The 511-nt window shown below is 51.1% G+C and carries 2 protein-coding genes; both read left to right on the forward strand.

Going from position 1 to position 511, the window contains the following annotated elements; translation table 11 throughout:
- The coding region (locus KJQ99_RS09590; protein WP_284467056.1) for a hypothetical protein at positions 1-202 on the forward strand (202 nt) is incomplete at its 5' end.
- Between the two features lie 77 nt (positions 203-279).
- Positions 280-511 (forward strand): hypothetical protein (locus KJQ99_RS09595; RefSeq protein WP_214150695.1); only part of this gene is annotated, 232 nt, incomplete at its 3' end.

Here is a 511-nt window from a genome sequence, read left to right on the forward strand (position 1 = left end):
GGGGGGGGGGGGGGGGGGGGGGGGGGGGGGGGGGGGGGGGCGGGGTGGGCGGGGGCGGAGTGCTGTGAGTGCTGCGGCGTATACAGATCTCCGAGCCCATGTGACCGGAGTAGATCCCGTATGCCGTCTTCCGCTTGCGAATACTAACAACATAGCTGCCTATCTGCTTGAGGAGGAAGATTCTAATGAAAAAGATGAATGAACGTATTGTTTCTGCAGCATTCTTTGCATGGTGCATTGTTATGTATCTGTTTTGCAAGTGGTTAGCGGGGTGAGACGATGGCATTGAAGTTTGGAGAAGCAGTTACGATGATTGTGGAAAGATATGGCTGGATTGCATTTGACAACTGGAGTGCAATTAATGATCCGGATCTTTGCAAGGCAGTTGAAATGGTTCGGAAGGTCAGGAAGAAAAAGGACTATATACCTGCGAATAAAACTGGTGCAAACTTGCGCCATGCACGTCCGCCACGGGAGAAAATCGATAAAATGGTTGATAAGGGAATGACTT

This window comes from Campylobacter sp. 2018MI13 (assembly GCF_018501135.1).
In the GTDB taxonomy this organism is placed as follows: domain Bacteria; phylum Campylobacterota; class Campylobacteria; order Campylobacterales; family Campylobacteraceae; genus Campylobacter_E.